The organism is Curtobacterium sp. Curtsp57 (genome assembly GCF_047324335.1).
GTDB lineage: Bacteria > Actinomycetota > Actinomycetes > Actinomycetales > Microbacteriaceae > Curtobacterium.
The window spans coordinates 3,976,652-3,999,851 of sequence record NZ_CP168511.1; the positions used below are offsets into that span (position 1 = coordinate 3,976,652).

Annotated in this window: 21 protein-coding genes; 11 read left to right on the forward strand and 10 right to left on the reverse strand. The window is 71.5% G+C overall.

Annotated features, from left to right (window positions below):
- Positions 1-6 precede the first annotated feature (6 nt).
- The gene (locus ACEN9V_RS19045; protein ID WP_281264969.1) at positions 7-447 is read right to left on the reverse strand and encodes a metallopeptidase family protein; all 441 of its coding nucleotides are present in this window, start codon (positions 445-447) and stop codon (positions 7-9) included.
- Positions 448-504: 57 nt separating this feature from the next.
- Between ACEN9V_RS19045 and ACEN9V_RS19050 the strand changes: the two genes are divergently transcribed.
- The gene (locus tag ACEN9V_RS19050) at positions 505-726 is read left to right on the forward strand and encodes a DUF3499 family protein (protein ID WP_281264968.1); all 222 of its coding nucleotides are present in this window, start codon (positions 505-507) and stop codon (positions 724-726) included.
- A 76-nt stretch (positions 727-802) separates the two neighbouring features.
- A complete protein-coding gene (gene ahcY, locus ACEN9V_RS19055; RefSeq protein ID WP_413601609.1) occupies positions 803-2,281 on the forward strand; it encodes an adenosylhomocysteinase in 1,479 nt (492 codons plus the stop codon).
- A 163-nt stretch (positions 2,282-2,444) separates the two neighbouring features.
- Here the strand turns inward: ahcY and ACEN9V_RS19060 are convergent, their stop codons facing one another.
- Entirely contained in the window at positions 2,445-3,314 is an 870-nt protein-coding gene (locus ACEN9V_RS19060) for an RDD family protein (RefSeq protein ID WP_413601610.1), read from the reverse strand.
- A gap of 48 nt (positions 3,315-3,362) precedes the next feature.
- Here ACEN9V_RS19060 and ACEN9V_RS19065 point away from each other — a divergent pair, with 48 nt between their 5' ends.
- Positions 3,363-4,358, forward strand: coding sequence for a stage II sporulation protein M (locus ACEN9V_RS19065; protein WP_413601611.1), 996 nt, complete (start codon positions 3,363-3,365; stop codon positions 4,356-4,358).
- A gap of 71 nt (positions 4,359-4,429) precedes the next feature.
- Here the strand turns inward: ACEN9V_RS19065 and ACEN9V_RS19070 are convergent, their stop codons facing one another.
- From ACEN9V_RS19070 to ACEN9V_RS19090, 5 genes are read right to left on the reverse strand one after another with little or no spacing between them, the layout of a single operon-like run.
- Positions 4,430-5,761, reverse strand: coding sequence for a DUF58 domain-containing protein (locus ACEN9V_RS19070; RefSeq protein ID WP_413601612.1), 1,332 nt, complete (start codon positions 5,759-5,761; stop codon positions 4,430-4,432).
- On the reverse strand, positions 5,761-6,756 hold the full coding sequence (locus ACEN9V_RS19075; protein WP_402730020.1) for an AAA family ATPase: 996 nt from the start codon (positions 6,754-6,756) through the stop codon (positions 5,761-5,763). Before ACEN9V_RS19075 ends, ACEN9V_RS19070 begins: the two co-directional genes overlap by 1 nt.
- Entirely contained in the window at positions 6,753-8,021 is a 1,269-nt protein-coding gene (locus ACEN9V_RS19080) for a DUF4350 domain-containing protein (RefSeq protein ID WP_413601613.1), read from the reverse strand. The genes ACEN9V_RS19075 and ACEN9V_RS19080 overlap by 4 nt, the downstream gene beginning before the upstream one ends.
- Positions 8,018-8,689 (reverse strand): DUF4129 domain-containing protein, encoded by a 672-nt coding sequence (locus ACEN9V_RS19085; RefSeq protein ID WP_413601614.1) that lies wholly within the window; start codon positions 8,687-8,689, stop codon positions 8,018-8,020. Before ACEN9V_RS19085 ends, ACEN9V_RS19080 begins: the two co-directional genes overlap by 4 nt.
- Complete coding sequence (locus ACEN9V_RS19090) at positions 8,659-9,801, reverse strand: glycerophosphoryl diester phosphodiesterase membrane domain-containing protein (RefSeq protein ID WP_413601615.1); 1,143 nt, start codon at positions 9,799-9,801, stop codon at positions 8,659-8,661. Before ACEN9V_RS19090 ends, ACEN9V_RS19085 begins: the two co-directional genes overlap by 31 nt.
- 280 nt (positions 9,802-10,081) lie before the next feature.
- Between ACEN9V_RS19090 and mtrA the strand changes: the two genes are divergently transcribed.
- The 6 genes from mtrA to secA all read left to right on the forward strand — a co-directional run bounded on the left by mtrA (position 10,082) and on the right by secA (position 18,719).
- A complete protein-coding gene (gene mtrA / locus ACEN9V_RS19095; protein ID WP_281264960.1) occupies positions 10,082-10,756 on the forward strand; it encodes an MtrAB system response regulator MtrA in 675 nt (224 codons plus the stop codon).
- 5 nt (positions 10,757-10,761) lie between these two features.
- Positions 10,762-12,426, forward strand: a complete 1,665-nt coding sequence (gene mtrB / locus ACEN9V_RS19100; RefSeq protein WP_413601616.1) for an MtrAB system histidine kinase MtrB — start codon at positions 10,762-10,764, stop codon at positions 12,424-12,426.
- Positions 12,423-14,147 carry a GerMN domain-containing protein gene (locus tag ACEN9V_RS19105; protein ID WP_413601617.1) on the forward strand — a complete coding sequence of 575 codons (1,725 nt, stop codon included), beginning with the start codon at positions 12,423-12,425 and terminating at the stop codon, positions 14,145-14,147. Before mtrB ends, ACEN9V_RS19105 begins: the two co-directional genes overlap by 4 nt.
- Before the next feature lie 109 nt (positions 14,148-14,256).
- The gene (locus ACEN9V_RS19110) at positions 14,257-14,907 is read left to right on the forward strand and encodes a phosphoribosyltransferase family protein (protein ID WP_413601618.1); all 651 of its coding nucleotides are present in this window, start codon (positions 14,257-14,259) and stop codon (positions 14,905-14,907) included.
- Between the two features lie 192 nt (positions 14,908-15,099).
- Positions 15,100-15,795: a ribosome hibernation-promoting factor, HPF/YfiA family gene (gene hpf, locus ACEN9V_RS19115; RefSeq protein WP_413601619.1), complete on the forward strand. Its 696-nt coding sequence runs from the start codon at positions 15,100-15,102 to the stop codon at positions 15,793-15,795.
- 146 nt (positions 15,796-15,941) lie between these two features.
- Complete coding sequence (secA, locus tag ACEN9V_RS19120; protein WP_413601620.1) at positions 15,942-18,719, forward strand: preprotein translocase subunit SecA; 2,778 nt, start codon at positions 15,942-15,944, stop codon at positions 18,717-18,719.
- A gap of 71 nt (positions 18,720-18,790) precedes the next feature.
- Here secA and ACEN9V_RS19125 read toward each other — a convergent pair whose 3' ends face one another.
- Entirely contained in the window at positions 18,791-19,231 is a 441-nt protein-coding gene (locus ACEN9V_RS19125) for an Rv3235 family protein (RefSeq protein ID WP_402730028.1), read from the reverse strand.
- 118 nt (positions 19,232-19,349) lie between these two features.
- On the opposite strand from ACEN9V_RS19125, the gene ACEN9V_RS19130 reads away from it, so the two are divergent.
- Positions 19,350-20,849, forward strand: a complete 1,500-nt coding sequence (locus ACEN9V_RS19130) for a sensor histidine kinase (protein WP_402730029.1) — start codon at positions 19,350-19,352, stop codon at positions 20,847-20,849.
- 733 nt (positions 20,850-21,582) lie between these two features.
- On the opposite strand, the gene ACEN9V_RS19135 is transcribed toward ACEN9V_RS19130, so the two are convergent.
- Positions 21,583-21,831 (reverse strand): WhiB family transcriptional regulator, encoded by a 249-nt coding sequence (locus ACEN9V_RS19135; RefSeq protein ID WP_017888820.1) that lies wholly within the window; start codon positions 21,829-21,831, stop codon positions 21,583-21,585.
- 267 nt (positions 21,832-22,098) lie between these two features.
- Here ACEN9V_RS19135 and ACEN9V_RS19140 point away from each other — a divergent pair, with 267 nt between their 5' ends.
- Positions 22,099-22,521 (forward strand): hypothetical protein, encoded by a 423-nt coding sequence (locus tag ACEN9V_RS19140; protein ID WP_281264952.1) that lies wholly within the window; start codon positions 22,099-22,101, stop codon positions 22,519-22,521.
- Between the two features lie 127 nt (positions 22,522-22,648).
- Here the strand turns inward: ACEN9V_RS19140 and bcp are convergent, their stop codons facing one another.
- Positions 22,649-23,119 carry a thioredoxin-dependent thiol peroxidase gene (gene bcp, locus ACEN9V_RS19145; protein ID WP_413601621.1) on the reverse strand — a complete coding sequence of 157 codons (471 nt, stop codon included), beginning with the start codon at positions 23,117-23,119 and terminating at the stop codon, positions 22,649-22,651.
- Between the last annotated feature and the right edge of the window lie 81 nt (positions 23,120-23,200).

The following is a 23,200-nucleotide window of genomic DNA, read 5'->3' on the forward strand; positions in this document are numbered from 1 at the left end:
GCGACCTCACCAGTGGCGGTAGCGGTCGGGAGCCAGGTCCCACGGGTCCTTGTCGATGAGTTCGGCGACCGCACGGAAGACCGCGGTCTCCACGATGATCCGTCGGTCGACGTCGTCCTTCTCGGGGGAGCGGGTCACCCGTTCGACGGGGATCCGGAAGACGGTCACCCGGCGCTCGGCGTGGTCCACCCGCCACCGCGGCATGCTGTCGGGGAGCGTCGGGTCGGTCGGCATGTCCGCCACCTGGAAGACGACGCCGTGCAGCTCGTCCGGCCACAGCCCGAGCAGGTAGTGCGCGGTGTCGCCGACGATGCGGTCGAACGCCTCTGCCCTCGTGATGATCGGAGCGAGGTCAGGACCGGTGACGCTCGACCGGTACCCACGACCGTGGCGTGAGCGCCCTCGGCCACGGTCGACCGGGGTGACGAGACGGGGCTTGCGGCGCATCCCCACATCGTACGCGGCGGGCCGTCCACCGCCTGGTTCGGTAGGGTCGTCGACGGTATGGACGTACGGATCTGCAGCAAGGTCGCCTGTGGCGCGAGCGCATCGTCGACCCTGACGTACGACTACGGCGACTCGATGGTCGTCGTCGGCCCGCTGTCCACCCGCGTCGAGCCGCACGGCTACGACCTCTGCGCGCGGCACGCCGCGCGCCTGCGGGTGCCGCAGGGCTGGCACGTCATCCGGCGCGAGCCGCTCCGCGAGGAGCGCGCCGCGGACTGACCCGGCCACCACCGGACAGGAGGCTCGGTGCGGCCCCGCCACGAGCCTCCAGGCCGTGCGTGGGAGACTGGACCACATGCCCACCGAAACCCAGGCCGCAGCTCCGTTCCGCGTCGCCGACCTCGGCCTCGCCGAGGCCGGTCGTCACCAGATCCGCCTCGCCGAGAACGAGATGCCGGGGCTCATGGCGCTCCGCGAGGAGTTCGGCGCGTCGCAGCCGCTCGCCGGCGCGCGCATCGCCGGGTCGCTGCACATGACCGTGCAGACCGCCGTGCTCATCGAGACCCTGACCGCGCTCGGCGCCCAGGTCCGCTGGGCGAGCTGCAACATCTTCTCCACCCAGGACGAAGCCGCCGCCGCGATCGCCGTCGGCCCGACCGGCACACCGGACGCACCAGCCGGCGTCCCGGTGTTCGCGTGGAAGGGCGAGACGCTCGAGGAGTACTGGTGGTGCACCAACCGGATCTTCGACTGGAGCGCCGAAGCCGCTGCCGCCGGAGCCGACTGGGCTGGCCCGAACCTGATCCTCGACGACGGTGGCGACGCGACGATGCTCGTGCACACCGGTGCCGACGCCGAGGCCGCCGGTGCCGTTCCCGCAGCGGGCGACGACGCCAGCGCCGAGTACCGCATCGTGCTCGACACGGTCGCTGCCTCGCTCGCCGAGTCCTCGGACCGCTGGACCCGCATCGCCGCGGACATCCAGGGCGTGACCGAGGAGACCACCACCGGCGTCCACCGGCTGTACGAGCTGGCACGCACCGGTGAGCTGAAGTTCCCGGCGATCAACGTCAACGACTCGGTCACCAAGTCGAAGTTCGACAACAAGTACGGCATCCGGCACTCGCTGCCCGACGGTCTGAACCGCGCGACCGACGTGCTGATCGGCGGCAAGGTCGTGTTCGTCGTGGGCTACGGCGACGTCGGCAAGGGGGCGGCGGAAGCGCTCCGCGGCCAGGGCGCGCGCGTCATCGTGTCCGAGGTCGACCCGATCTGTGCGCTGCAGGCCTCGATGGACGGCTACCAGGTGGCTCGCCTGTCGGACGTCATCGACCAGGTGGACATCGTCGTGACGTGCACGGGCAACCTCGGCGTCGTGGGCGTCGACGACATGCTCGGCCTCAAGCACCTGGCGATCGTCGCGAACGTCGGACACTTCGACAACGAGATCGACATGGCCGGCCTCGAGGCACTGCCCGGCGCCGAGAAGATCGAGATCAAGCCGCAGGTGCACGAGTGGCGCCTGCCGACCGGACGATCGATCCTGGTGCTCAGCGAGGGCCGTCTGATGAACCTCGGCAACGCCACCGGACACCCGTCGTTCGTGATGAGCAACTCGTTCACGAACCAGGTGCTCGCCCAGATCGAGCTCCACACGCGGCGCTCGGAGTACCCGACCGGCGTGTACGTCCTGCCGAAGCACCTCGACGAGAAGGTGGCACGCCTGCACCTCGACGCGCTCGGCGTGCAGCTGACGACGCTCCGCCCGGAGCAGGCGTCGTACATCGGCGTCCCGGTCGAGGGTCCCTACAAGCCGGACCACTACCGCTACTGACGCGGTCGGCGTCGCCCGGCCGCAGTGATGGCCGGCCGCAGTGATGGCCGGCCGCAGTGATGGCCGGCCGCACAACCAAAAGCCGTCCGCACCACGGAATGTCGTGGCGCGGACGGCTTTTCGTTGTGCGAACGGCGGGCAGACGCCGAGCAACCGCGCCGCGTCAGCGCGGGAATCCCGGCGGGCGCGCACCAGCGGTCGCGGCTGCCGCGTCGAGCGTCGCCGCGCGGGACCCGAACGCCCGCCGGTCCCGCGCACGACGGAGCGCGACGACCCCGGCGAGGAACTCCTCGGCCGGCACGGGCGGCACGGGGTGCGCGTACTCGGCGACCTCGGCCGCCAACGCCGTCGCCGTCGCGAGCCGCAGGGAGGGCTGCACCGAGGCCGCACCCCGGAAGAACGCGCCGAGCCGGTTCTCGAGCCGCTGGGGGAGCGCCCGGACGTCGGCGACCGCGGCCCAAGCCTGCAGCGACGGGGGCAGCAGCACGACCGGGTCGGTGGACCGTGCGAGGCGCTCGTGCTGCACGACCGTGCCGGCGAGCAGGTCACCGAGACGCCGGGGCCGCGAGCCGAAGAGCGCGACGAGCAGCGCCAGGGACCCGAGCGTCGACCAGAGTTCGAGCAGCCCGACGAGCGCCCTGGCGAACGCGTGCCGGAACGTCACGGCGCCGCCGTCGAGGCGCACCACACGGGTTCCGAGGGCGTAGCGGCCGACGCTCTTCCCGCGCGTGACCGTCTCGACCGCGGCGGGCACGAGCACGAGCACGACGACCAGCACGGCGATCTGCGCGGCGGCCAGCCACGCCTCGTCGACTCCAGACGGCCACACCCTGGCGATCCCGACCAGCAGCATCACGTACAGCGCGACGAGGCAGAGCCCGTCGAGGAGCGCTGCCGCGAGCCGCGCGACGATGCCGGCCGGCGCGACGTCGAGCGCGACGGCCTCGCCCACGACCAGCTCGTCGGTGGTCTCGTCGAGCGCCCGCACGAAGCGGCGGTCGGCGAGGTCCCTGGGTGTGGCGCGCGTCGGCATGGGAACATTCTGTCGGACACACCGCAAGCGGCACGAGGGGGACACCGCATGGACCTGGACGCGTACGCCGACGTCCACCGGCAGCAGTGGCAGGAGCTCGACCGGCTGGCGCGCCGTCGGCCGTCGAGCGGCGAGGACGTCGACCGCCTGGTGACCGGCTACCAGTCCGCTGCGACGGACCTCGCCCGGATCCGTGGTGTCGCTCCGCGCTCCGCCACCGGCGACCGGCTCTCCCTGACGCTCTTCCGCGCACGGCTCCGCTTCACCGGCGCGCCGACCGACCCGCTGACGATGCTCACGTCGTTCTTCGTCCTGCAGCTCCCGGCGGCGCTGTACCGGATCCGATGGGTGACGATCTGGGTGGCCGTCGCGACGGCGGTGATCGCGCTCGTCTCCGGCGTGTGGACCACGACGACGCCGGGCGCGGTCGCCACGTTCGGCACCCAGGAGTCCCTGCGGCAGTACGCCACGCAGGACTTCGTGGACTACTACTCCGACCACGGCCTCGGCGCGTTCACGGCGCAGGTGTGGACGAACAACGCGTACATCGCCGCGAGCATGGTGGCGTTCGGCATCACCGGGCTCTTCGTGCCGTACTCGATCGGCCAGAACGCGTTGAACCTCGGTGTCTCGGGCGCGATCATGCACTCGCAGGGGCGTCTCGGCGACTTCTTCCTCTACATCGCCCCGCACGGGCAGCTCGAGCTCTACTCGATCTTCCTCGCGGGCGGTGCCGGCCTGATGATCTTCTGGTCATGGGTGGCACCGGGACAGCGCACGCGTGCGCAGGCCCTGGCCGAGGACGGACGCGCCCTCATCGCCGTCGCGATCGGACTCGTGCTGACCCTGCTGCTGTCCGGGATCGTCGAGGGGACGGTGACGCGCCAGGACTGGCCGTGGCCCGTGAAGATCGGGATCGGGACCGTGGCACTGGCGGTCGTCCTCTCCTACCAGTGGGTGATCGGTCGGCGCGCGGCTCTGGCGGGCGAACGGGGCGACGTCGAGGAGTTCGACCGAGGCGCCTCCGCCATCGTCGCCGGCTGACCGGTCCGCACCGAGACCCGGCCACGACCCGGACCAGCCGCCCCTGGCCGGGACCCGGACGGCGGGGGTGCTCAGAGCCTCCCGGCCGCCTTGGCGCGCAGGTAGGCGTCCGCGACCAGCGGCGGCACCTGTTCCGGCGTGCCACGGACGACCTCGACGCCCGCCCGGCGCGCGACGTCCGCCACGCCCTCGGCATCGAGCAGCGAGCGTTCCGCCGCAGCACGGCGGTAGACGTCCCGACCGGCGGACGGGAGGCCCGGTGCACGTCCGTCCCGTTCGTCGCCTCCTGGACCGCGAGCCATCATGGCCACCGCCGGGTCGTCGACGGCCGTCACGACCACCGCGTGCCGCCGTGCCAGCGCCGGCAGCACCGTGAGCAGGTCCCCTGATGCACCGACGGAGTCGAGGCTGGTCGCGAGGACCACCAGCGACCGCTGCGTCGTGACGGAGGCCACCAGCGCCGGCACCGCTGCCCAGTCGGTCGCGGCCAGGCCCGGCTCCGCGAGCGCGAGCGTCTCCCCGAAGCGCTGCACCACGTCCGCTCGCGTCGCGCCGTGCACGCGCCCTCGGACACCGTCGTCGACGACGGCGAGGTCCACCCGGTCGCCGGCCGCAGCAGCGAGGGCGCCGACGAGGAGCGCGGCCTCGATGAAGGTGTCCAGGCGCGGTTCGTCGCCGACCCGACCGGCTCCTGCCCGCCCGGCGTCGACGACGACGATCACCCGCCGGTCCCGCTCGGGGCGCCAGGTCCGCACGACGAGGTCCTGCCGCCTGGCCGTCGCCCGCCAGTCGATCGACCGGACGTCGTCGCCGCGGACGTAGTCACGGAGCGAGTCGAACTCGGTGCCGTGCCCGCGGAGCTGCAGGGTGGTCTCGCCGTCGAGCTCCCGGAGCCGGGCGAGGCGCGACGGCAGGTGTCGGCGGGAGCGGAACGGCGGCGTGACGACGAGCTCGGCCGGTGCCGTGAGCACACGCTGCCTGGCGGCGAGCCCGAGGGGTCCGAACGCCCGCACCGCCACGCCGGAACTCCTCCGACGGCCACGACGGAACGGCGCGAACCGCATCCGCGCGGTCCGACGCTCACCGCCGGGCACCGTCATGGTGATGCGCCGGGGTGCCTGCCCGGCAGACGGCTCCCACATGTCGCGCACGAGTGCTCGGAGCGTCCTCGCGCCGTCGTTCGCGAGCACGAGGGTGCCGTCCGCGGTGGTGTCCCGTCTGGCGAGCCGCGGCATCCGCCGATCGACGCGCACGGCGCGCAGGTCGGCGGCGAGCAGCAGGTCGAGCCCGGCCGCGAGCACGACGACGAGCACCCACGCCAGACCGCCCCATCCGCTGCCGAACAGCACGGTGGGGACGATCGCGACGGCGAGGAGCGCGACGAACCGGCCGGAGATTGCCACTAGATCGGCACCCGCACCTGTTCGAGCACCTGCTGCAGGACCCCGTCGGCGCCCACGCCCTCGAGCTCGGCGTCGGCGGCCACCCGGAGCCGGTGCCGCCACACCGGCAGCAGCATCGCCTGCACGTGGTCGGGGGTGATCGCGTCGTAGCCGGTGATCCACGCCCAGGCCTTCGCGGCGGCGAGCAGTGCCGTGGCTCCACGTGGGCTCACGCCGACCCGGACGGACGGCGCCTGCCGGGTCGCACGGGCGAGGTCGACGATGTACGCCAGGACGTCGTCCCGGGCGCCGACGCCGCGGACGGCACGCTGTGCGGCGGTGACCTCGGCAGCGCCCACCACGGGGACGATGCCGGCGGACCGGACGTCGCGCGGCACGAACCCGTCGGCGTGCCGGCGGAGCACCTGCCACTCGACGTCACGGGGTGGCACGTCGAGCGTGAGCTTCATCAGGAAGCGGTCGAGCTGCGCCTCCGGCAGCGTGTAGGTGCCCTCGAACTCGATCGGGTTCATCGTCGCGGCGACGAAGAACGGGTCCGGGAGGGGCTTGGCCGTGCCGTCGACGCTGACCTGGCGTTCCTCCATGGCCTCGAGGAGCGCCGACTGCGTCTTCGGCGGGGTGCGGTTGACCTCGTCGGCGAGCAGCACGTTCGTGAACACCGGACCCTCGCGGAACGGGAAGGTCCCCGTCGAGGCGTCGTAGACGAGCGAGCCGGTGACGTCACCGGGCATCAGGTCCGGGGTGAACTGGATCCGCTTCGTGTCGAGCGACATCGCCGCGGCGAGGCTCCGCACGAGCAGGGTCTTCGCGACGCCGGGGACGCCCTCGAGCAGGACGTGCCCCTGGGCGAGCAGGCCGACGATCATGCCGGAGACCGCGCCCTCCTGTCCGACGACGGCCTTGCCGACCTCGGCGCGGACCCGGCCGAAGGCGTCGCGGAGCGGATCCGCCGTCACGGTGGGTGCGCCGGGTGCGCTGGTGGGGTGGTCGGTCACGGTCGTCCTCCTGGTCGGGGATCGGTGGCAGGTGCGGGTGCTGACGGGGCCGGGGCAGCCGGACGGGAGGCCGGTGGTGCGTCCCCGGAGACGGCTCGGCTCACGGCGCGCTCGAGCTGGTCGAGCGCATCGGCTCCGTCGACCAGCGCGCGGTCGTCGGTCTTCGGTCCACCGACGAGCACCGCGCCGACGTGCCGCGCGGGCAGGCCCGTTGCGGTCGCCGCGCGGTGGACGACGTCGTCGACGTGCGCCGATCGGGGGAGCCCGAGCGTCCGGCCGATGCGGCGGATCGCGGCGAGCCGGAGCGTGTCCAGGGTGTGCGTGCGGTCACGGGTCCTGGCGTACAGGCGTGCGCGGCCCTCGGTGGTCTCGGAGGCGCGGACGACGACGGGGAGCTGCTCCACGACGAGCGGGCCGAGTCGGCGACCGCGCCAGACACCGGCCGCCACCGCGACGAGCGCCAGGATCGCGATCGCACTCGGTACCCACGGCGGCGCGAGTTCGCCGAGGGTGGGTGCTGCGTCGGCGGTCCCGGCGGTCGGCACGTACCAGGCGAGGTGGTCGTCGCTGCCGAGCAGCCCGAGCGCGAGCGCCGCGTTGCCGGCCGTGGTGATCGTGTCGTTCCGGAACGCGGCGGTCGTGCCGACGAGGGTGACGCTCCCGGCGGCGGTCCGGGATTCGACGAGGCCCCACGTGCGGTCGGCGCCCGTCCCGGTCGGGGCGCAGCGGATCCCAGCGGACGCGGACACCGAGTAGCCGATGCCCGTCGTGGTCACCCGCCCGGCGGAGCGGGCGGCGGCGATGTCGCACGACGTGGTCGACACCGTGTCGGTCGTGTCGATCGACGCGGCGGGTTCGGCGTCGACCCCGAAGGCCTCGAGCACGGCCGGGTCGCTCGTCACGAGGACCACGTCGGGAACGGTGCGGGCGATGCGCCGAGCGACCGACGGGGCGAGGACCCCGGCGGAGTCGTCGACGAACACCGTCTCGCTGCCGAGCCGGTCGGCGTCGTGCACCACGTCCACGTCCGTGCCCTGCTGCTCGAGCACCCGCACGAGCGCCTTCGAGCCGCTCGCGGTCGCCGAGGACGGGTCGAGCGGGGCGTTCGACGGGCCGTCGTCGGTGCCGATCATCGCGGTCAGTGCCGCGAGCAGCACCCCGACGAGCACGACCACGATCCAGAACAGGAACCGTGGACCGCGGCGATCAGGGGTGGCTGCTGCGGGCGCCGTGTCGACCGGGGGCGCGTTTGTCGTCGCGCTCACGCGGGCACCGCCGGTGTCGCCGTGCGTGCCGGTCGGGCGCCCCTGATGGTGCGCTCCGTCTCGACGACCTGCCGGGCCGCGCGTTCGTCGGCCTCTGCCCCGAGGTACCGGACGGCGTCGAAGGTGCTCGCGGCGTCGTGCAGGGCTGCCTCGGACGCGGGGAACACGACCGCGGCTCGCACCGCGATCGCCCGCGCGGTCGCACCGGGGACGTCGGGGACGAGGTCGCGCTCGCCGAGTCCGCGGGCCAGGGCACGGTAGCCCTCGAGGACCGCGGTCGACCAGTCACCCGCCCGCAGTGCGGCGCGAGCGGCTTCGGCGATCGAGGCCGCCGAGCGCAGGTCGTCGTCGTCGAGCACCCCACCGAGGCGCTCGGCGCGCAGACGGGCCCGTCGCCGGGGGAGACCGCGGGCGACCACCACGAGGACGACCACCGCGACGATGACCACGATCGCGATGACGAGCAGGGTCCGGCCGAACGCGGGTGAGCCGATGCCGTCGGGACGGAGGGTGCCGAGCCACTCGAAGAACCCCCGCGAGAGCCGGTCCCACCACGTGACGTGCGCGCCGTCGTACTCGGCACGACCGAGTTCGCGTTCGAGGAGTCGACGGGCCTCGTCGGGGTCGACCGCCGCCATCACTGCCCGCCGGGTCGTGGCGGACCCCACTGCTGCGGCGCCTGCGGCCAGCCGTACTGCTGCGGCTGTCGCGGGTCCTGTTGCCCTGGCGAGCCCTGCTGCCACGGGCCGGCCCCTGGCCACGGCGGCCGGGAAACGGGCGGTGCCGGCGCGAATGGGTCGACGGGCTGCCCGGTCTCCAGGTGCGACGCGATCCGCTGGTCGAGCGCCTCGGTCCGGATCCGTCGGTCGATCGCGAGGAACGTCGTGACCGATGCGCTCAGCACGTCGGTGATGCACTGCACGGCGATCACCAGGAGGCTGCCGACCACGAGCGCGACGACGGCACCCGCCGAGACGCCGGAGCCCCTGTCGGTCTGCCCGAGCGGGTCGAACACGCCCGAGAACAGCGCGGCTCCGATCGTCAGCGGCGTGCTCGCGATCCCGGCCGCGAACGAGAACACCACCGTCACGAGCAGCCGGATCCCGAACGTGCGCCAGAACGCCCCGCGGGTGAGCCGCCACGACTGCGCCGCCGCGGCGAACACCCCGCGGCCCTCCAGTGCGATCGTCGCGACGGTGAACGCGAACCGCGTGTCGAGGAACGCGATGAGCACGATGAAGCCGAGGACCATCCCGATGATCCCGAGCACGAAACCGCCGACGCCGCTGTTGCTCGCGGTCAGGGCACCGACGAACCCGACGACCACCACGCCGAAGAGTACCCCGACGACGAGCCCGGCGGCGAGCTGCAGGAGCATCCACCAGACGACCGACAGCCGACGCCCGGCGAGCAGCGACCAGAGCCCGCGGAAGGTGCCTCGCCGTCCGAGCACGCGCTGCCCGGTGTCGACGGCGACCGGTGCGACGAGGAACCCGCGGGCGAGCCACGCGAGGAACGGCACCGCGACGGAGAGCACGAGGTACAGCAGCACGGACCCGGCGAAGATCGTGTCGGCGTCACGGGATCCGGAGCCGTCCACCGCGGAGAACATCCTGGACTGCAACGACTGTCGGCCGAGCGTCGACACGAGCGTGGACACCAGCCCGAGCACGCCGGAGAGCAGCAGGCTCCAGAGCAGGAGCACGCGGGCGTTGCGCCGGAACACCGTGAACGCACCGGCCAGGACGTCGCCGAGGCCGAGCGGCCGCAGCGGGATCACCGGACGCGACGCGGCCGGACGTGGCGGTGGGGGCAGTGGAGCCGACCCACCCGGGAACGGGGGTGGCGTCGGGACCGGACCGGGGCCTCCCGGCTGTGCACCCGTCCCCGGAACGCGCCATTCGTCGCCGGCCATCGAACCGCCCCCTCACGTCGGCCGCGCGAGGCAACACGCGGTCCCTCCCATCCTGTCGGAAAACGCAGCCTGATGGGGGCTCGGCTATCGTGAACGGGAGGTGCCTGCCCGGGCACCCCCGCACCGCACCCGGAGTCCACATCACATGACACCGCGCATCCTCGTCGTCGACGACGACCAGGCCCTCGCCGAGATGATCGGCATCGTCCTCCGCTCGGAGGGCTACGAGCCAGAGTTCAGCGCCGACGGCAACGACGCCGTCGACGCCTTCCACTCGACGAAGCCCGACCTGGTCCTCCTCGACGTCATGCTCCCCGGTATCGACGGCATCGAGGTCTGCCGTCGCATCCGCGCCGAGAGCGGCACGCCGATCATCATGCTCACCGCGAAGGGCGACACCTCCGACGTCGTCGCCGGGCTCGAGAACGGTGCGGACGACTACGTCGTGAAGCCGTTCAACCCGAAGGAACTCGTCGCCCGCATCCGCACCCGTCTGCGCCCGACGGCGTCCGACGCCGCCGTGCTGCACGTGGGGGACCTCACCGTCGACGTCCCGGGGCACGAGGTCCGTCGCGGCGACGCCGTCATCGCGCTCACACCGCTCGAGTTCGACCTGCTCCGCGCGCTCGCCGAGAAGCCGAACCAGGTCTTCACCCGCGAGATGCTGCTCGAGCAGGTCTGGGGCTACCACTACAAGGCGGACACCCGCCTGGTGAACGTGCACGTCCAGCGCCTCCGCGCGAAGATCGAGCACGACCCGGACAACCCGCGCATCGTGTCCACCGTCCGTGGCGTCGGCTACCGCGCCGGGGGAGCCTGACCACCGTGCCGCCGTCCTCCGCCGGCCTGACGTCCCTCGGGCGCGCGCGCCGACGGATGCGGTCGTGGGCGAGGCGACTCTGGCGCGGCGTCGCGTTCCTGTGGCGCCGCTCCCTGATGGTCCGGTCCGTCGCGATCACGGTGACCACCACCGGTCTCGCGGTCGCGATCATCGGCACCGCCGTGATGGTGAGCATCTCGACGAACGTCTACTCGCAGCGCCGGGACCAGATCGAGGCGGAGTCCGCCCGTGCGACGAACGTCGCGCAGGGCATCTTCGACGCGGCCACCGCGGCCGAGGACAACAACCAGTCCGAGCTGGAGACCCTGCAGAACGAGGCGCAGCAGGCGATCCTGTCGAACACGACGAGCCCCGGCGGCACCAGGATCGCGATCGAGCGCTCGCCGAAGCAGTCCACGTCACAGACGCTGCAGAACCTCGCCAGCCCCGACTTCCCGGACGCCGTCATCACCGACGCCCTGCGGAAGGAAGTGGGGAAGAACACCGGCAACCTCAGCCTGCAGCCGGTCCGGCTCGACGACGCCGGCCGGAGCGAACCCGGGCTGGCGGTCGGGTCGACGCTGCAGATCCCGAGTGCCGGGCAGTACGAGCTCTACCTGGTCTACGACCTCTCCGACGCGCAGCAGACCCTCGACTTCGTGTCGCAGACGCTGTCCATCGGCGGTGTCGCGCTCATCGTGCTCATCGCCCTGGTGACGTCGCTCGTCGTCCGGCTCGTCGTCGTGCCGATCCGGGGCGCGGCCGAGACCAGCCGGAAGATCGCCGCCGGCCGTCTCGACGAACGCATCCCGGTGAAGGGCGAGGACGACGTCGCGGTCCTGGCGCGGAGCTTCAACGGCATGGCCGATGCCGTGAGCCGCCAGATCACCCAGCTGGCCGAACTCTCCCGCGTGCAGCAGCGCTTCGTGTCCGACGTCTCACACGAGCTCCGCACCCCGCTCACGACGATCCGGCTCGCCGGCGACGTGCTCTACGACGCCCGGCACGCGTTCGAACCGGCGGTCGGACGGTCGGCCGAGCTCCTCCACGACCAGATCGAGCGGTTCGAGCTCCTGCTCGCCGACCTCCTCGAGATCTCCCGGTACGACGCGCAGGCCGTCGAGCTCGAGACGGAGCCCGTCGTGCCGGCATCGCTCACGACCGACATCGTCGACGAGTTCCGTCCGCTCGCCGAGCGCGTCGGGGTGGACCTCCGGCTCGCGACCCCGGGCGGGCACACCACGATGCAGCTCGACGCCCGGCGGATCCGGCGCATCCTCCGCAACCTCGTCGGCAACGCCATCGAGCACGGGGACGGCAAGCCGGTGCACGTCGTCGTCGACAGTGACGCGAAGACCGTCGCGATCGCCGTCCGCGACCACGGGGTCGGCATGCCGGCAGAGGACACCGCTCGTGTGTTCGACCGCTTCTGGCGAGCGGATCCGAGCCGCAAGCGCACCATCGGCGGGACCGGGCTCGGACTCGCGATCAGCCTCGGCGACGCGAACCTGCACGGTGGCCGCATCGACGTGTGGAGCCGGCCGGGCGAGGGGTCCGCGTTCGTGCTCACGGTCCCGCGCAAGGGGCAGGAGGTCACGGCGACGTCGGCGATCCCGCTGCCGGAGCTCGACGAGTCCTACGACGGTCCCCGAGAAGGAGGCTCCAGATGATGCCGCGCCGCACCGTCACGCGTACCGGCGCGGGCGCGCGCACGCGTGTCCGCCGCACCGTCGGCGTCGCGCTCGCCGCGGTCGCGCTCGTCGCCCTCACCGCGTGCGCCGCGATCCCCACCGGTGGCCCGGTCCGCGACGGCCAGAGCCTCAAGGGCGACTCCGTCTCCGGGGTGGACTTCCGGCCGAGCGGTCCGCAGGACGGGCAGGACCAGGACACCGTCCTCGAGAAGTTCATCGACGCCGCGACCGGCGCGCAGGACAACTACGCGATCGCGAGGGAGTTCCTCAGCGACTCGTTCTCGCAGAAGTGGAACCCGCGGCAGAGCGTCACGGTCCGCCAGGGCGACGGCGACATCGAACGGGTCGGCACCCGCGAGCTCACCTACACGCTCACCGCCAGTGCGACCGTCGACGGCGACGGCGAGTACACGCCCGCGGTCCGTCCCACCTCGTCGACGCTCACCTTCCAGTTCGTGAAGGAAGGGGGCGAGTGGCGGATCAGCTACGCGCCCGACGGCATCATCCTGTCGCCGGTGAGCTTCGAGCAGGTGTTCCAGGCGCACGCGCTGTACTTCTACGACCCGACGTACCGGTACCTGATCCCCGACGAGCGCTGGTTCCTCGCCCGGTCGTCGACGAGCACCCGGATCGTGAGCGCGTTGCTCGCCGGCCCGGCCGGGTGGATGAAGGGCGCCGTCGTGACGTCGTTCCCCGAGGGCACGCAGCTCTCGCTGAACGCGGTCACGGTCGACAACGGCAACGCCCAGGTCGACCTGTCGCGTGACGCCCTGCGGGCGACGACGGTGGACAAGGTCCGGATGCGCGAGCAGCTCGCTCGGTCGCTGTCGTCCGTGGCGACCATCTCGTCCGTCGACCTGACGGCCGAGGGCGCGAGCTTCTCGGTCCCGGACTCCAGCGGCACCTCGGCGGTGCTGAACCCCGACGTCGACCCCCGACCGCTCGTCGACGACGGCGACACGGTCGGGTACGCGGCGCCGGGCACCGGGGACGTCACGGCGCTCGGGGGCGGCATGGGGAGCACGATCGCGAAGCTCCGGCCGACCTCCATCTCGCTCAGCGCCGCCGGTTCGGAGGCCGCCGTGGGCAACGCCGACGGGATCTTCGTGGTGCGCAGCGGGAAGCCGGAGCTCCGGATCGACACCAGGAGCTCCACGATCGCGCCGTCCATCGACGACGCCGGGTTCGTCTGGGTCGGTGAACGGTCCGACACCAGGAGCATCACCGCGTACGGTCTCGGCGGCGACCCGCACCAGGTGTCGTCGACGCTGCCGGACGGGAAGCTGGTGTCGTTCCAGGTGTCCCGCGACTCGGCCAGGGCCCTCGCGCTCATCGACACCGACGACGGGCCGGGACTGTACGTGATGGCGATCATCCGCGACTCGGACCGGACGCCGACGGCGCTCGGTGCCCCGGTGCGGCTGCAGGCGGCGTCGGGGACCGCGATCGGTGCCACGTGGGCCAGCGACCTGGACGTCGCGTCGCTCGGGCAGACCTCGACCGGGCAGACCGTGGTCCGCTCGACGATCGGCGGGCAGTCCATGACGCTCCAGCGTCCGGACGGCACGGCCACCGCGATCACCGGGGGCAGCGGGGGATCCCTGCTGCTGCGGACGATGGGCGGGCAGGTGCTGCAGTCCACCGGCGGCGGGTGGGACCGCACCGGGGTCACCGCGGACGTCCTGGGGACGCAGCGCTAGCCCGCCTCCTCCACAGGCGGTCGTCCTCCACAGGCGGTCGTCCTGGAGGCTCGTCCACCGTCCGGCGGACCACGTCCCGTCCGGCGGCGGGGGCGGTGAGGATCGTGGCATGCCCGCCACAACTTGTCCCGCCATCTGGCGCGATGCGGCCCTCGCCGTCGTCGGGCTGTTCCTGCCCGTGTCGTGCCTGGGGTGCGGCGCCCCGGATCGTGCCGTGTGCCCGGCCTGTCGAGCCGACCTCGCACGTCGGCCCCGGCGGGTCCGGCTGGTCGCAGGCGTCCGTCTCGACGCCGCGTTCGAGTACGAGGGACTCGTCCGCACGCTCCTCCTCGAACTGAAGCTCCGCGGCCGGGTCGACGTCGCAGGCCTGCTCGGACGCCCGACCGCTGAGCTCGTGCGCCGGGCACTGGCCGCGTCCCCGCCGGGGACCGTCGTGGTCCGGATCCCGCCGTCCCCACGGGGCAGACGTCGGCGCGGGTTCGACACCGTCGTGCTCCTGCTGGCGCGCGGTGGTGTCCGCGGGACACGGCCGCTCCGACGTGGGCGTGGCGATGCGGACGGGCAGAAGGAACGCACCGCCGTCGAACGCGTCGCCGTCACCGTCGGCACCCTGTCCGCAGCGCGGTTCGCCGGACGCGACGTCGTGGTGGTCGACGACGTCGTGACCACCGGCGTCACCATGGCAGAGGCCATCCGCGCCGTCCGGGCTGCCGGTGGACGGGTCGCGCGATGCGTCGCGACCGCCAGCGTGGACAGCTGACGCGCGTCGGCGGGATCGGTGAACACCCGGTGTCCACCGAGCATCCGGTCGGTGTCTGGGCATCCGGTGGGTGTCCGGCACGACTCGCCAGCAACGGGTGACGCGGGGGTCCCGGCGGGTCTAGCCTCCGGGACAAGGCGTTCGGGTTCGCCGGATGGAGGCGACGCGCCGAAGTACGGATGGGAGCCGCGCATGGACGTGACGATCACGGGCCGGAACGTCGGGATCACCGACCGATTCCGCACCTACGTCGAACAGAAGTCCGACAAGATCGACGTGCTCGCCGACCGCGCCCTCGCCTTCGAGGTGCGCATCAGTCGTCACCACGAGAAGAGTGGTGGCAGCCAGGGCGAGGACCGTGTCGAGCTGACGTTGATCGGCCCCGGTCCGCTCGTCCGGGCGGAGTCGGCGGCATCGGACAAGTACGCGGCGTTCGATCTGGCATTCGCGCGGATCATGGAGCGGTTGCGCCGAGCGCGTGACCGCAGGAAGGTGCACCGTGGGCGTCACCGCCCGACATCCGTCGCCGAGGCCTCCGGGGCGGCCTTCGACGGGATGGGCGTCACGCCGGCGGACGGCAAGCTCATCGACGACGTCGCGACCGGAGCGATCACGGTGGTCGACGAGGACCACCACGAGGAAGAAGACGACGTCTACTGCCCCGTGGTCATCCGCGAGAAGGTCTTCCAGGCCGCGCCGATGAGCGTCGACGACGCGCTCTACTACATGGAGCTCGTCGGGCACGACTTCTACCTCTTCGTGGACGCGGAGAGCGGCCGCCCGAGCGTGGTCTACCGCCGCAAGGGATGGGACTACGGCGTGATCGGCATCGACGGCGACGGCGCAGACGCCCCCGCCGAACGGACGCCGGCAGCGGCGATCGCCTGATCCCCACCGCCGGTTCGACGTGTGCGCGGTCCGTTCGCGGGCCGCGCACACGTGTGCGGCTCCCAGCGGAGGGATCGAGCGGGTTGCTAGCATGACTGGCTGAATCGGACGCGCCGACCGGGTGCGTCCACTCGTAAGGAGTTCACGTGGCAAACGTGCTGGAGAAGGTCCTCCGCGTCGGTGAAGGGCGCACCCTCCGCCGGCTGAAGGCGTACGCCTCGGCCATCAACGACCTCGAGGACGACTTCGCGAGCCTCACCGACGAGGAACTCCAGGACGAGACGAAGGAGCTCCGCGAGCGCTACGCGAACGGGGAGACCCTCGACGACCTCCTGCCGGAGGCGTTCGCCGCCGTGCGGGAAGCGTCGAAGCGGACCCTCGGCATGCGGCACTTCGACGTCCAGCTCATGGGCGGTGCGGCGCTCCACCTCGGCAACATCGCCGAGATGAAGACCGGTGAGGGCAAGACCCTCGTCGCCACGACGGCCGCGTACCTCAACGCGATCCCGTCCCGCGGCGTGCACGTCATCACCGTCAACGACTTCCTCGCGTCGTACCAGTCCGAGCTCATGGGCCGCGTGTTCCGCGCCCTCGGCATGTCCACGGGCTGCATCGTCGCGAACCAGTCCCCGGCCGAGCGTCGCGAGCAGTACGCCGCCGACATCACCTACGGCACGAACAACGAGTTCGGCTTCGACTACCTCCGCGACAACATGGCGTGGCAGGCATCGGACATGGTCCAGCGCGGCCACTTCTTCGCGATCGTCGACGAGGTCGACTCGATCCTCATCGACGAAGCGCGCACGCCGCTCATCATCTCCGGCCCGTCCTCCGGCGAGGCGAACCGCTGGTTCACCGAGTTCGCGTCGATCGCCACGCGCCTCGTCCCCGGCGAGGACTACGAGGTCGACGAGAAGAAGCGCACGGTCGGTGTCCTCGAGCCCGGCATCGAGAAGGTCGAGGACTACCTCGGCATCGACAACCTCTACGAGTCGGCGAACACCCCGCTGATCTCGTTCCTGAACAACGCCATCAAGGCGGACGCGCTGTTCAAGCGCGACAAGGACTACGTCGTGATGAACGGCGAGGTGCTCATCGTCGACGAGCACACCGGCCGCATCCTGATGGGCCGTCGCTACAACGAGGGCATCCACCAGGCCATCGAGGCGAAGGAGGGCGTCGAGGTCAAGGCCGAGAACCAGACGCTCGCCACGGTGACGCTGCAGAACTACTTCCGTCTGTACCAGAAGCTCTCGGGCATGACCGGTACCGCGGAGACCGAAGCGGCCGAGTTCATGTCGACCTACAAGCTCGGCGTGGTCCCGATCCCGACGAACCGCCCGATGCAGCGCATCGACCAGACCGACCTCGTCTACAAGAACGAGAAGTCGAAGTTCGAGCAGGTCGCGGAGGACATCGCGGAGCGCCACGAGAAGGGCCAGCCCGTCCTCGTCGGCACCACCAGCGTCGAGAAGTCGGAGTACCTCTCGAAGCTCCTCGCGAAGAAGGGCGTCAAGCACGAGGTCCTCAACGCGAAGAACCACGCGCGTGAAGCCGCGATCGTCGCCCAGGCCGGTCGCCTCGGCGCCGTGACCGTCGCGACGAACATGGCCGGTCGTGGGACCGACATCATGCTCGGCGGCAACGCGGAGTTCCTCGCCGTGCAGGAGATGCACGCCAAGGGCCTCTCGCCGACGGAGACCCCGGACGAGTACGAGGCCGCATGGGACGAGGTCTTCGACCGTGTCAAGGCCGAGATCAAGGAAGAGGCCGACAAGGTCCGCGAAGCCGGCGGCCTGTACGTCCTCGGTACCGAGCGTCACGAGTCCCGCCGCATCGACAACCAGCTGCGTGGTCGTTCCGGCCGTCAGGGCGATCCCGGTGAGAGCCGGTTCTACCTGTCGCTGACCGACGATCTGATGCGCCTGTTCAACTCCGGCGCTGCCGAGAGCCTGATGGGCCGCTCGAACGTCCCCGACGACCTCGCGATCGAGAACAAGCTCGTCGGCCGTGCGATCCGTTCGGCGCAGTCGCAGGTCGAGGGCCGCAACGCCGAGATCCGCAAGAACGTCCTGAAGTACGACGACGTCCTGAACCGCCAGCGCGAGGCGATCTACGGCGACCGTCGGCAGATCCTCGAGGGCGACGACCTCCACGAGCGCACGCAGACGTTCCTCAAGGACGTCATCGACGACGTGATCGACACCCACACCGGGGAAGGCAGCCCGGACGACTGGGACCTCGACGCGATGTGGACCGAGCTCGGCACGCTGTACCCGATCTCGATCACCATCGACGAGGTCATCACCGAGGCCGGCTCGAAGGGCAAGGCGACGCGGGAGTTCCTCGGTCGCGAGATCCTCTCCGACGCCAAGCTCGCCTACGCCAAGCGCGAGGAGACCCTCGGCGAGGAAGCGATGCGCGAACTCGAGCGTCGCGTCGTGCTCTCGGTCGTCGACCGCCGCTGGCGTGACCACCTCTACGAGATGGACTACCTCAAGGACGGCATCGGCCTCCGTGCGATGGCCCAGCGCGACCCGCTGGTCGAGTACCAGCGCGAGGGCTACGCGCTCTTCCAGAGCATGATGGGCCAGATCCGCGAGGAGTCGGTCGGCTTCCTGTTCAACCTCGAGGTGCAGGTCCAGTCGGACGGCGAGAACGCGGTGATCGAGGCGAAGGGCCTCAGTGAGGACGAGGTCTCCGGCCTCGAGTACTCCGCTCCGTCGATCGACGGCGAGGTCGAGGTCCGTGACGAGCGTGGTCGCCTCGAGCAGGCCGCAACGGCCCTCGCGCAGCGTGCGCAGGCGGAGGAAGAGGCCGCAGCCGGCCCGGAGAAGGGTTCCGCGTTCGGGTCCGCGGCGACGGCCTCCGGCCAGGCGTCGACCAACCGAGCCGAGCGTCGTCAGGCTGCCAAGAAGGGCTGACGCGACACACTGACGAAACGGGAGGCCCGGTGCCAGCTGGCACCGGGCCTCCCGTCCGTCTGCGGGCTGGTTCAGAGCATGCCGACGGCGGTCGCCCGCCATCTCCCGGCCCGCTCCTCGAGCCGGATCGCGACGGCGCGCGCGTGGCTCCGGGTGTGGACCACGACGCTCGCCTCGGCGACCCCGTCCCGAGGCCGGCTCACGACGACGCTGCCGGCCCGGATCGTCGCGCGTGCGTGTGTCCGCCTGGTCGCTGACCGTGCGCGTGCGGCGTACGCGGCCCGCTGCTGCAGGTGCCGGTGCACGTCGTCGGTGATCCACCGCGCGATGCTGTCGACCTCCCGCGCTCCGGTCAGGATCTCCGCGACGCACAGAGCCAGCGCTCGAGCCGTGTCGGCCGGGTCGGCGAGTGCGGTGTCGTCGGCCCCCGGATCCGGCGGCGCGACCGGGACGACCGCCTGTGCCTCGACCTTCCGCGCATCGTCGTCGATCCGCTGTGCTTCCCGCGCCACCCCGGCCCCTTTCGTTGGTGGGGCGAGCGTATTGTGCATGTGCGATGAGAAATTCACGCATGTTTCACCTGTGGACGGCGGCAAACTGTCCACAGGCCGCCGCACCTAGACTGGGCCGGTGTCGACCCTCAGTGATCTCGTCCTCGCACAAGGCCGATCCTCCGAAGCGGACGTGGAGTGGCTCCACCTGCTCGTCGGGGACTGGCAGCTCCTCTCCGACCTGTCCTTCGCGGACATGGTGCTGTGGGTCCCGACTGCCGAGGACGGCTCCTTCGTGGCCGTCGCGCACGCCCGTCCGTCGTCAGCCGCGACGCTCTTCTACCGCGACATCGTCGGCCAGGAGATCCGCGAGGAGTGGCGCGAGCAGGTCACCGAGAGCTTCGTGAGCGCGAGGGTCGTCGACTCCGCCGAGCCGGACTGGTACGAGGACACCCCGACCCGCGTGCGTGCCATCCCGGTGCTGCGGCGCCTGAGCCCGAAGAGCAAGCAGACCACCGAGCGTCCCATCGCGGTCGTCACGCGCCACTCGAACCAGGACGAGATGCGCACGCCGAGCCGGCAGGAGCTCAACTTCACCGCCAGCGCGAACGACCTGTTCGGCATGATCGCCACCGGCGACTTCCCGGACCTCGGCGCCCCTGCCGGACCCCGTCGTGGTGCTCCTCGCGCCAGCGACGGGCTGCTCCGCCTCGACACCAACGGGATCGTGACGTTCGCGAGCCCGAACGGCCTCAGCGCGTTCAACCGCATGGGCTTCGAGGGGGAGCTCGAGCGGAAGTCCCTCGCCGAGGTCACCACGGAGCTCCTCGGCCAGCAGCTCGACGTCGACGAGTCCCTGCCGCTCGTCGTCACCGGCAGGGCCCCGTGGCGTGCGGACATCGAGTCGAAGGGCGTCACCGTGTCGCTCCGCTCGATCCCGCTCCGCGACCACGGTGAGCGGATCGGCGCGGTCGTCCTCTGCCGCGACGTCACCGAGATGCGGCACCAGGAGCGGGAGCTCATCACCAAGGACGCCACCATCCGGGAGATCCACCACCGGGTGAAGAACAACCTGCAGACCGTGGCGTCGCTGCTGCGGATCCAGGCGCGCCGCACCCACTCGGACGAGGCCAGGACGTCGCTGCAGAACGCGATGCGCCGGGTCGCGGCGATCGCCGTCGTGCACGACACCCTGTCGACCGGCCTCAGCCAGAACGTCGACTTCGACGAGGTCTTCGACTCCGTGCTGAAGCTCGTCACCGAGGTCGCGGCGTCCCACAACACGACGGTCCACCCGAAGAAGACGGGGGAGTTCGGGGTCCTGCCGTCCGAGGCCGCCACCCCGCTGGCGCTCGGCCTCACCGAGCTCGTGACGAACGCCGTGGAGCACGGGCTGGACGGCCGCGACGGCGAGGTCGAGATCGTGGCGAACCGCAGCGACGACCACCTGTCGATCCAGGTGCGCGACAACGGCGTCGGCCTGCCGGAGGGCAAGGTCGGCTCGGGCCTCGGCACGCAGATCGTCCGCACGCTCATCCAGGGCGAGCTCGGCGGCACGATCGACTGGCACACGCTGACCGGCAGCGGCACCGAGGTCACCATCTCGATCCCGTTCCGCTGGGAGACCGCGGCCGCGTAGCGCGGCGGCGGGAGGCTCGGGTCGGGCCGCCTGACCGGCACCGGTCTTCCGGGCGGTCGGGCGACCGTCTGCACAACGCGAAGCAGTCCGCGCCACGTCATCGCGTGGTGCGGACTGCTTTCGCTTGTGCGGTCGCGCCCGGCTGGGAACGTCGCGCCCCGTCGTGCGGGGGCGCGGTGTCCGCAGCGGGGCGCGACGCGATAGCCGGGAGGCTCGGGGCGAGTCCGTCGGACCGGCACCGGTCCTCCGGGCGGTCGGGCGACCGTCTGCACAACGCAAAGCAGTCCGCGCCACGTCATCGCGTGGTGCGGACTGCTTTCGGTTGTGCGGTCGCGCCCGGCCGCGAACGTCGCGCCCCGTCGTGACGGGGCGCGGTGTACGCAGCGGGGTGCGAAGCGATAGCCGGGAGGCTCGGGCCGTGTCTGTCGAACCGGCACCGGTCTTCCGGGCGGTCGGGCGACCGTCTGCACAACGCGAAGCAGTCCGCGCCACGTCATCGCGTGGTGCGGACTGCTTTCGCTTGTGCGGTCGCGCCCGGCTGTGAACGTCGCGCCCCGTCGTGCGGGGCGCGGTGTCCGCACCGGGGCGCGACGCGATAGTCGGGAGGCCCGGGCCGTGTCCGTCGGACCGGCACCGGTCCTCCCGCGGAACGGACGCGGCGCCCGCAACGCACCAGCGGGCACGACGACGCCCGCCGCACCCCGAGGGGTGCGGCGGGCGTCAGGTCAGCGCGTCAGGAAGCGCGACGGGCGCGGGCGGCGCGGCGCTTGAGCGCGCGACGCTCGTCCTCGCTGAGCCCGCCCCAGACGCCCGAGTCCTGGTTGTTCTCGAGTGCGTACTGCAGGCACATCTCGGTCACGGTGCAACGGGCGCACACCGACTTGGCCTTCTCGATCTGGTCCACGGCCGGCCCGGTGTTCCCGACGGGGAAGAAGAGCTCGGGGTCCGCAGTGAGGCAGGCAGCCTTGTCACGCCAATCCATGTGGTGGTGCTCCTTGAAAATCGATGCTCGAACGGCAGGCCGGGGCCGTGGTTCGGGGCTGGAGAACTCTGCACATGGTCATGTGACGTGCGGGGGGAACCTGTGGGGAGGTGATTCCGCGCGGGGAGAGTCTGACGCCCGCAGAACGCTCGGAAGAAGAGCGTCGAACCACGGGAGACGCACACCACATCGTGCCGTCCAAACGACCTCGAACATCGTTCCATACTGGTATGGCCAAATCAAGGGTTGCATTGCTGGAGGAACACTGTGTCTGACACCACCCCGACCACCCCGGACGTCCACGAGCCGAGGTCCAGGGCGATGATCGTGCTCCTCGTCGTGCTCGCGCTCGAGTTCGCCGCACTCGTCGTCGTCACTGTCGTGCTGCTCGTCGAGGTGCTCGTCTCGCCGGCCACGAGCCTCGCCTCCGGCATCGCGCTGACCGTCCTCACCGCGATCGCCGCGCTCTGGCTCGGGTCGATGCTCGTCGGCCTCTGGCACCGGCGCGCCTGGGTCCGCAGCGGGATCATCGTCTGGCAGGTCATGCAGGGCGCGCTCGCGATCGGCGCGTTCCAGGGCGTCTTCCGGGTGCCGGCCGTCGGGTGGGCGTTGCTCATCCCGGCGCTGCTCGCGATCACGCTGGTGCTGTCGAAGTCGGTGACGTCCGCACTCGCGCGTCGCGTCGAGTAGACGGCCACTGCAGGACGGACGGGAGGCGCGGTGCCAGCTGGCATCCCTCCCTCGCAGGCTCCGTCGGCGCGCCCCGCGTGCCGCTGGCGCGTCACCGCTGAGCGGGGCGCGCCCGTCCGTCCTGGTGTCAGACCAGGCCGAGCTTCTTCCGGAGGCTCGCCACGTGCCCGGTCGCCTTCACGTTGTAGAGCGGGAGCTGCACGGTGCCGTCCTCGTCGACGATGATCGTCGAGCGGATCGTGCCGGTGACGACCTTGCCGTAGTTGTTCTTCTCGCCCCATGCGCCGTACGCCTTGTGCACGGCGAGGTCGGGGTCGCTGAGGAGCGGGAAGGTGAGCGCCTGCTCGTGCTGGAACTTCTTGAGCGCAGGGAGTTCGTCCTTCGACACGCCGAGGACCTCGTACCCGGCCGCCTGGAGCGACGACATGTTGTCGCGGAAGTCGCAGGCCTCGGTCGTGCACCCGGGGGTCGACGCAGCGGGGTAGAAGTACACGATGACCTTGCGTCCACGCAGGGATCCGAGGGTGTGCTCGGTGCCGTCCTGGTCCTGCAGGGTGAAGTCGGGGGCGGTGTCGCCGGCGGCGAGACGGTCGGTCATGGTGCTCCTGTTCGGTCGGCACCCGGAGGTGGTCACGGGCGCGCAAAACCCATGCTATTGTTGATTCCCGTTGCGGCACAC

Excerpts from the sequence above, each read along its gene's own strand:
- ACEN9V_RS19135 (WP_017888820.1), bottom strand. The coding sequence starts at position 21,831 with ATGGATTGGCGTGACAAGGCTGCCTGCCTCACTGCGGACCCCGAGCTC.
- ACEN9V_RS19105 (WP_413601617.1), top strand. The coding sequence starts at position 12,423 with ATGATGCCGCGCCGCACCGTCACGCGTACCGGCGCGGGCGCGCGCACG.
- ACEN9V_RS19065 (WP_413601611.1), top strand. The coding sequence starts at position 3,363 with ATGGACCTGGACGCGTACGCCGACGTCCACCGGCAGCAGTGGCAGGAG.
- hpf (WP_413601619.1), top strand. The coding sequence starts at position 15,100 with ATGGACGTGACGATCACGGGCCGGAACGTCGGGATCACCGACCGATTC.
- mtrA (WP_281264960.1), top strand. The coding sequence starts at position 10,082 with ATGACACCGCGCATCCTCGTCGTCGACGACGACCAGGCCCTCGCCGAG.
- ACEN9V_RS19060 (WP_413601610.1), bottom strand. The coding sequence starts at position 3,314 with ATGCCGACGCGCGCCACACCCAGGGACCTCGCCGACCGCCGCTTCGTG.
- bcp (WP_413601621.1), bottom strand. The coding sequence starts at position 23,119 with ATGACCGACCGTCTCGCCGCCGGCGACACCGCCCCCGACTTCACCCTG.
- ACEN9V_RS19050 (WP_281264968.1), top strand. The coding sequence starts at position 505 with ATGGACGTACGGATCTGCAGCAAGGTCGCCTGTGGCGCGAGCGCATCG.
- ACEN9V_RS19045 (WP_281264969.1), bottom strand. The coding sequence starts at position 447 with ATGCGCCGCAAGCCCCGTCTCGTCACCCCGGTCGACCGTGGCCGAGGG.
- ahcY (WP_413601609.1), top strand. The coding sequence starts at position 803 with ATGCCCACCGAAACCCAGGCCGCAGCTCCGTTCCGCGTCGCCGACCTC.
- ACEN9V_RS19110 (WP_413601618.1), top strand. The coding sequence starts at position 14,257 with ATGCCCGCCACAACTTGTCCCGCCATCTGGCGCGATGCGGCCCTCGCC.